This window comes from Kaistella yonginensis, assembly GCF_030409525.1.
Lineage (GTDB): Bacteria > Bacteroidota > Bacteroidia > Flavobacteriales > Weeksellaceae > Kaistella > Kaistella yonginensis.
In genome coordinates this window covers 1-6,028 of the sequence record NZ_JAUFQB010000041.1, presented here as the reverse complement: position 1 = coordinate 6,028, position 6,028 = coordinate 1, and the positions used below count along the sequence as shown (strand labels likewise).

Sequence of the window (6,028 nt, the reverse complement as noted above, 5' to 3'; positions counted from 1 at the left end):
TTGTTCATGTATTTAAGTGATTGGTAGTCAGGTAAATATACGATTTTTTAATCAAATGAACAATCTTTTTTCCTATATTTCTAAATGCACAACGGGTTAAATTAATTGATTTTATTCGACGCATTAAGTAAAAATAAAAAGCAAGTATGATGATATCAATAAAGAGAAGTTTCGGTTTCTCTTTTTTTATTCCCATTATTTATTGTCCGTTCAATCGATTTCTTGTGGCAACAGAAGCTTCGTAAATGTTCTTCCTTATTTGTTGCATTTTCCCAACAGGCTGTAGATATTCAGCATTTTCAAAGGGATTGAAATTCAGATTTTCAATGGTAGGATCCGTAGAATCGATGCAGGAATCCTGTGGAATTGTGATTTTTCCCAAATCATATTCAGGAGCATTTTTCCAGGTTTTCATTAAATCGTTCACAGGTTGATCTTTCAAATTTTCACAGAATTGAACAGTCAATATAAAATTAGAATCCTGAAGAGAAATGAATTCAGTAATCGACTCTTTTTGAGAAGCGTTTTTACCAATATCTGCCAGATTTCTTATCGGTTTCAAGCCAATCTTCATGATGTAATTGCCCAGCCGATAACAGCCAATTCCATCATAATTAAAGGAGAAGAAAAATTGATTTCGCTTTGGTATGAAATTGAAAATTTCCCTTAAAAAATCAGTAGAAAACATGGATGAGAACAAGAAAAAACCATTTTTAATTAAAGAAGGTACATCCAAAACTGCAACCAGGAAATTATCTTTTTTTGTAACTAAAAAAGTATTTACAGCACGGAAGAAATTTAAAAACACAGAGGGAGAATTCGTTGGGAACAAAGGGAAATTCACCAGCGGAAAATTAGCCTCATGACCTTTTATATTTTTAATTTTTAAAGAAAATCCGTATAGTGGAGCATCTCTGCCTTTTTTATTGATGACTAAATTACCGTTAGAAAATCGCGCCAAAAGCTCATACTGCTTTTGGTCAAATAGCTCGGTTATAAATTCGGGTAAATTATTGGATAGGGTTAAGGTTCCTTTTGCAGTCGCGTACGTTTTTGCGTGTGCATCGCGTGTTGCATAATTTACGTCGCTAATTTTAGAGGAACTTTCTATAAATTTTTCTACTGATCGAATCGCTTTTGCTAAATCATTTTCTTCGGTGGTAGAAAGTTGGTCTAAGTCTGAGGTGTATTTAAGAAGCGTTTTCATGAAACTTTTCTTTTGAACTAGCAACAACCATTCCTGAAAATTGGTAAGAAAATACCTTATCTTTGCACCTTAGAAATATTCACTTTTAGTTATCATTCATTATGAACCTTGGAAAAACTCAGACTTTAAAAATTGCCGAAAAAAATTATTCAGGATTATTTCTGGAGGATGAAGAAGGTGTAAGAGCATTTCTACCGAAAATTTTCGCCTCTGAAGATGCGGAAGTCGGCGATGAAATGGAAGTTTTCGTTTATCAGGATGATGATAAATTAAAAGCGACCACTGAAAAAGCCAACGCTGAAGTAGGAGAGTTTGCCGTGATGACCTGTGTGCAAAGTTTACCAGCAGGTGCTTTTATGGACTGGGGAATTATTAAAGATTTATTTGTTCCGTACAAACAACAACGCGCAAAAATCCTAGAAGGGAAAAGGTATTTGGTTCAAGTTTATATTGATGATATTTTAGGATTAGTCACCGGATCAACCCGCTATAAGAAAAATCCGCATTATGAAAACTTGCCATTTGCAAGGGGAGAAAAAGTAAACCTGATCATAGCCGGCGAGAGTGAGCTGGGTTGGAATGTTATTGTCAATAAAAAATATGTGGGCTTAATTTATACCTCGGATGTATATAAAAGATTGTTCCCTTTATCGGAAGAAATAGGATATATCAAAACCATTCGCGAAGACGGAAAAATCGATGTTTCTCTACAGCCAGAAGGGTACGAAAATATAGATGAATTCCAGAAAATGATTATCGATAAATTAGAATTGAATTACGGTTTGATCTATCTTTCCGATCAATCTACACCAGAGGAAATCAAAGATGAATTGCAAATGAGCAAAAAGAATTTTAAGAAAGCCATTGGCGGTTTATATCGAGATAAAAAAATTGAAATTCTGGAAGATAAAATCCGATTGATTAAGGAAGATTAGTTTCTTCAGAATTCACTTCAAATATAAAAGAGCAGAAATTTCTGCTCTTTTCTTGAATTTAATATTTTGATGATTCCCATTCTAACATCTAACATCTATCACAGAAGTTTTGTGGGTAATTCCTAATCTAAAATCCCCTCTATTTCAGGATATTCCGAAATCTTTTTGAACTGAAATCTTTTTGATTTCTTCAAACTTGCAATTAAGAATTTTAATTCTTGTACAGAATTTTCATCTCTCAAATATTGATCATGGGTAAGAATTACCAAATGTCGTGGCGTTTTCTCCAGATTGTTGAAAAACAAACTGTCGATTCTTTTGAGCATTATTTTGTGGTCGTCTCTCAAGGTCATTTTTTTGGTTGCTCGCCATTCTAAATCCCAGCCAACTACTTTGTAGTTTTCTTTATATAATTGGTCTGCAGCAAGTTTAGAAGATTTTATATCGGTGCTGTTCACGTTTTTCATTCGCCAGATATTTCTCCCAGGAGTTCGCACGATGTTGGTTTTCAACTTCAAACTATCCTGTGCATTTTTGAAGTCTTGCACTACATTTTCGGGATTTTTATAAAATGCACTGTATTGGTTTTTTGCGTGAGAATAACTGTGATTGGCAATTTCAAAAAGTGTGTCTTGTTCTAATCTTTTGTAGCGTTTTTTCTGATTTTCACTGCCTTTCACGTGTTTTGCTACGATGAAACTGGTTACGGGAATTTTGGCCTCATCAATTATTTCTATTAAATTTTCCGTGCCATTATTCGGTCCATCATCAAAAGTAATATATAGAGATCTGCGGAGATCTACGGTTTGCTCCAAAATTTCTAAAGGTTCCTTGGCGAGGGTTTTCTTTACTATTTTTTCTGGTTGAATCTTTTCGGTAATCTTTGGTTGTTCTGTTGTATTTTTCAAAAAATGGTAAGAAATTACAGTACCGATTAAAACTGCTAAACCCCAAACGATTTTTGTTTTTGGCTCCTTCGCAAAGAAATTTTTCATTGTAAACAAAAGTGTTAAATTATGTTAATTATTGTTAAAAATTATTAACAAAATTGATGCCGAGATTTGTTAAACTTTAAAACTGGTCAAAATAAAAGAAGCCGTCTCAATGCTGAGGCGGCTTCTTTTATTTTAACTGTTAGAAGGTTCTTCTGAAGAATCATCTTTTTTAATTTCAGGATTTTCTTTTGGTTCCTTTTTTTTAGGATAGAAAACTTTCTTTTCCTCTTTAATAATAGTTGCTTCCTTTGGTTCTTCACCTTTTAAATAAGTTGGTAAATTCAGACCAGCCATATTAAATAAGTCATTCAAAGGCGGCACCGATTTCATCATGCCAGCCACAAAATTTGCAGTCGAAGTATTCCCATCGATATTGTTTCCACCATCCCAAACCGTAATTTTATCGATTTTAATGTTTTTCACTGCTTCCACTTGGGTTTTCACCAATTCTGGTAACTTCTCAATCAATAGCAATTGGAATGCGCTGTTGGTGTCGCCGCCTGCTGCTTGTACAATTTTGTCGTAACCTTCTGCTTGTTTGGTCAATATTTCATATAAACCTTTCGCTTCTGCGTCCATCTTTGCGAAAATTGCATCGGCTTCTCCTTTGGCATTTAAACGAATTTTTTCTGCGTCGGCTTCTGCTTCAATAATTTGTTTCTGTTTTGCAATTTCAGCTGGAATTACAACATTTGCATTTTGCGTAGCCCGTTCTCTTTCCGCTCTGGCTTTCTCTGCCAATTGTTCGGCCACATACGATTCTTCTAATGCTTTGGCGGCCTGAACTTTCTCTGCGGTCATCGCTAATTTGCTGGCTTCGGCTTCTTTTTCACGACGCAAAGCATCAGATTGTGCGATGGTAATTTTCGCTTCGTTTTCCCCTTTTACCGCCATGGAGTTCGCTTGAGAAGTGGCTACTCTGGATTCTTTTGCTGCTTCTGCTTTTCCAATTTCTTCGTCTTTTGCGGCCGATGCGATGCTTACTTCACGGTCTTTATTGGTGATGGCAATTTTCACATCGCGGTCTCGGTGTGTTTCTGCTATCTGGGTTTCCCGTTCTCTATCAGCAATCGCTTTCCCAGTTTCTCCAATTTTTTCCTGTTCTGCAACCGAAATTTTAGCTTCGTTAATCGCTTTTGCTGCTGCTTCTTTTCCTAGAGCTTCAATGTAGCCAGACTCATCTTTAATATCGGTAACGTTTACGTTAATGAGTTTTAAACCAATCTTTTTCAATTCAGTATCGACATTCTTGGCAATATTTTCTAAGAATTTATCGCGGTCAGAGTTAATTTCTTCAATGGTCATCATGGCTACCACCAAACGCAATTGTCCGAAAAGAATATCTTTTGATAATTCCTGAATTTGCTCTGTAGATAAACCCAAAAGTCTTTCCGCCGCATTTCCCATAGAATCTGGTTCGGTAGAAATCGCAATGGTAAATCGACAGGGAACATCAACTCTAATATTTTGTTTTGAAAGCGCATTGGTTAAGTTGGCTTCAATTGAAATTGGTTTTAGGTCGAGATAGGCATAATCCTGAATCACCGGCCAGATAAAAGCACCACCACCATGAATACATTTTGCGGACTGCCCGCCGGTTTTTCCGTATACCACTAGAATTTTATCGGAGGGACATCTTTTGTACCTCGAAATAAGCGCCAGAACGGTAACGAACACTACAAATGAGCCGATACCAATAAGAATAAATCCTTCCATTAATTACTATTTTTATTAAATTTTTTCTACAAATAAAACTTGATTTTCGATTCTTACGATTCTTACCGTTTCGCCAGAATTAATTTTTTCGGCATCTTCCGTAAAGGCTTCTAATTCGTGGAAACTGCCTTTAACACTTAACTGTACCTTTCCTGAACCTGATTTATGTGCTGGAATATTAATATAAACCTGCGCCGTTTTTCCTACCGCATTATTCAAATTAAAGGTATTGTCTTCCTGTAATTTAAGAATCTGTTTAATAATGAAAAAGAAGATTCCCACGAAAATAATGCCCACTGCAAAAGCTACTACAACCAAAACAGCTTCGTTCATTTTGCCGTAAAATGCCACACCTGTCCACCCAAATCCGAGTAAGAAATTGATTAAATTTCTGAACGAGAAAAGTTCAAAAGGGGCTTCTACATTATGAAAATCACCGTCGAAGTCTGCATCCAAATCAGCAGAAGCATCGGTGCCTAAAAAAGTCATAATGGTTTGAAAAATGAAAATTAAACTGGCGAAAAAAGCGAGATACCAGAACGCTTGTTGCAAAGCCGGCATCTCAGAAAAGAATTCTGGAATCATAATATAAATATCTATTGCGAATATAGAGAAAAGTTGCTTACATTTTATCAATTATTCTTTCCGAACCAACAATATCCAATCTTCTTCCAGCAGCTTGTAACCAATGTCATATACAAATCGGTACTCCGCCCCATTTTTATATACTTTTAGGTTGGTGAAATATTCAAAATCAAAACCATCAGAGCGCAATTTGTTTCTGGTCGTTTTGGCTTTGCCTTCGGTGTATTTTTGTTCTGAAAGCACCCGATGGTTTTTGCGTAGTTTATTGTTAATATTGCGCATCAGGTTAGACGAATCTTTGTTGTGCTTGTTATTGTAGGCATTTCTGCAGCCGTCATTGCAGAATTTCTTATCGCTTCTACCGATAATTGTATCGCCACATTCCAGACAGTTTTGCATAAGAATCATTTGATACTCAAATATAAGAAAATGTTTTCAGTGCGGTGAATAAATTTTGAGTGGTTTACCTATAAAATAGTCTTCCATAACCCGTTGTGCATTTAGAAATATAGGAAAAAAGATTGTTCATTTGATTAAAAAATCGTATATTTACCTGACTACCAATCACTTAAATACATGAACAATCTCAT

General features: G+C 35.6%; 6 protein-coding genes. 1 reads left to right on the top strand and 5 read right to left on the bottom strand.

Translation table 11 applies throughout. The features are described from left to right. Positions 1-199: 199 nt before the first annotated feature. Positions 200-1,207, bottom strand: coding sequence for a catalase family protein (locus QWY78_RS09380; RefSeq protein ID WP_290219164.1), 1,008 nt, complete (start codon positions 1,205-1,207; stop codon positions 200-202). A gap of 101 nt (positions 1,208-1,308) precedes the next feature. On the opposite strand from QWY78_RS09380, the gene QWY78_RS09375 reads away from it, so the two are divergent. Further along, the gene (locus QWY78_RS09375; RefSeq protein ID WP_290219161.1) at positions 1,309-2,142 is read left to right on the top strand and encodes a CvfB family protein; all 834 of its coding nucleotides are present in this window, start codon (positions 1,309-1,311) and stop codon (positions 2,140-2,142) included. A gap of 122 nt (positions 2,143-2,264) precedes the next feature. Here QWY78_RS09375 and QWY78_RS09370 read toward each other — a convergent pair whose 3' ends face one another. From QWY78_RS09370 to QWY78_RS09355, 4 genes are all read right to left on the bottom strand, one after another. Beyond that, a complete protein-coding gene (locus tag QWY78_RS09370) occupies positions 2,265-3,137 on the bottom strand; it encodes a polysaccharide deacetylase family protein (RefSeq protein WP_290219159.1) in 873 nt (290 codons plus the stop codon). A gap of 132 nt (positions 3,138-3,269) precedes the next feature. Beyond that, the gene (locus tag QWY78_RS09365; protein WP_290219157.1) at positions 3,270-4,853 is read right to left on the bottom strand and encodes a flotillin family protein; all 1,584 of its coding nucleotides are present in this window, start codon (positions 4,851-4,853) and stop codon (positions 3,270-3,272) included. A 15-nt stretch (positions 4,854-4,868) separates the two neighbouring features. Further along, positions 4,869-5,438, bottom strand: coding sequence for an NfeD family protein (locus tag QWY78_RS09360; protein ID WP_290219155.1), 570 nt, complete (start codon positions 5,436-5,438; stop codon positions 4,869-4,871). Positions 5,439-5,489: 51 nt separating this feature from the next. Beyond that, positions 5,490-5,837, bottom strand: coding sequence for a hypothetical protein (locus QWY78_RS09355; RefSeq protein WP_290219152.1), 348 nt, complete (start codon positions 5,835-5,837; stop codon positions 5,490-5,492). Positions 5,838-6,028: the final 191 nt, after the last annotated feature.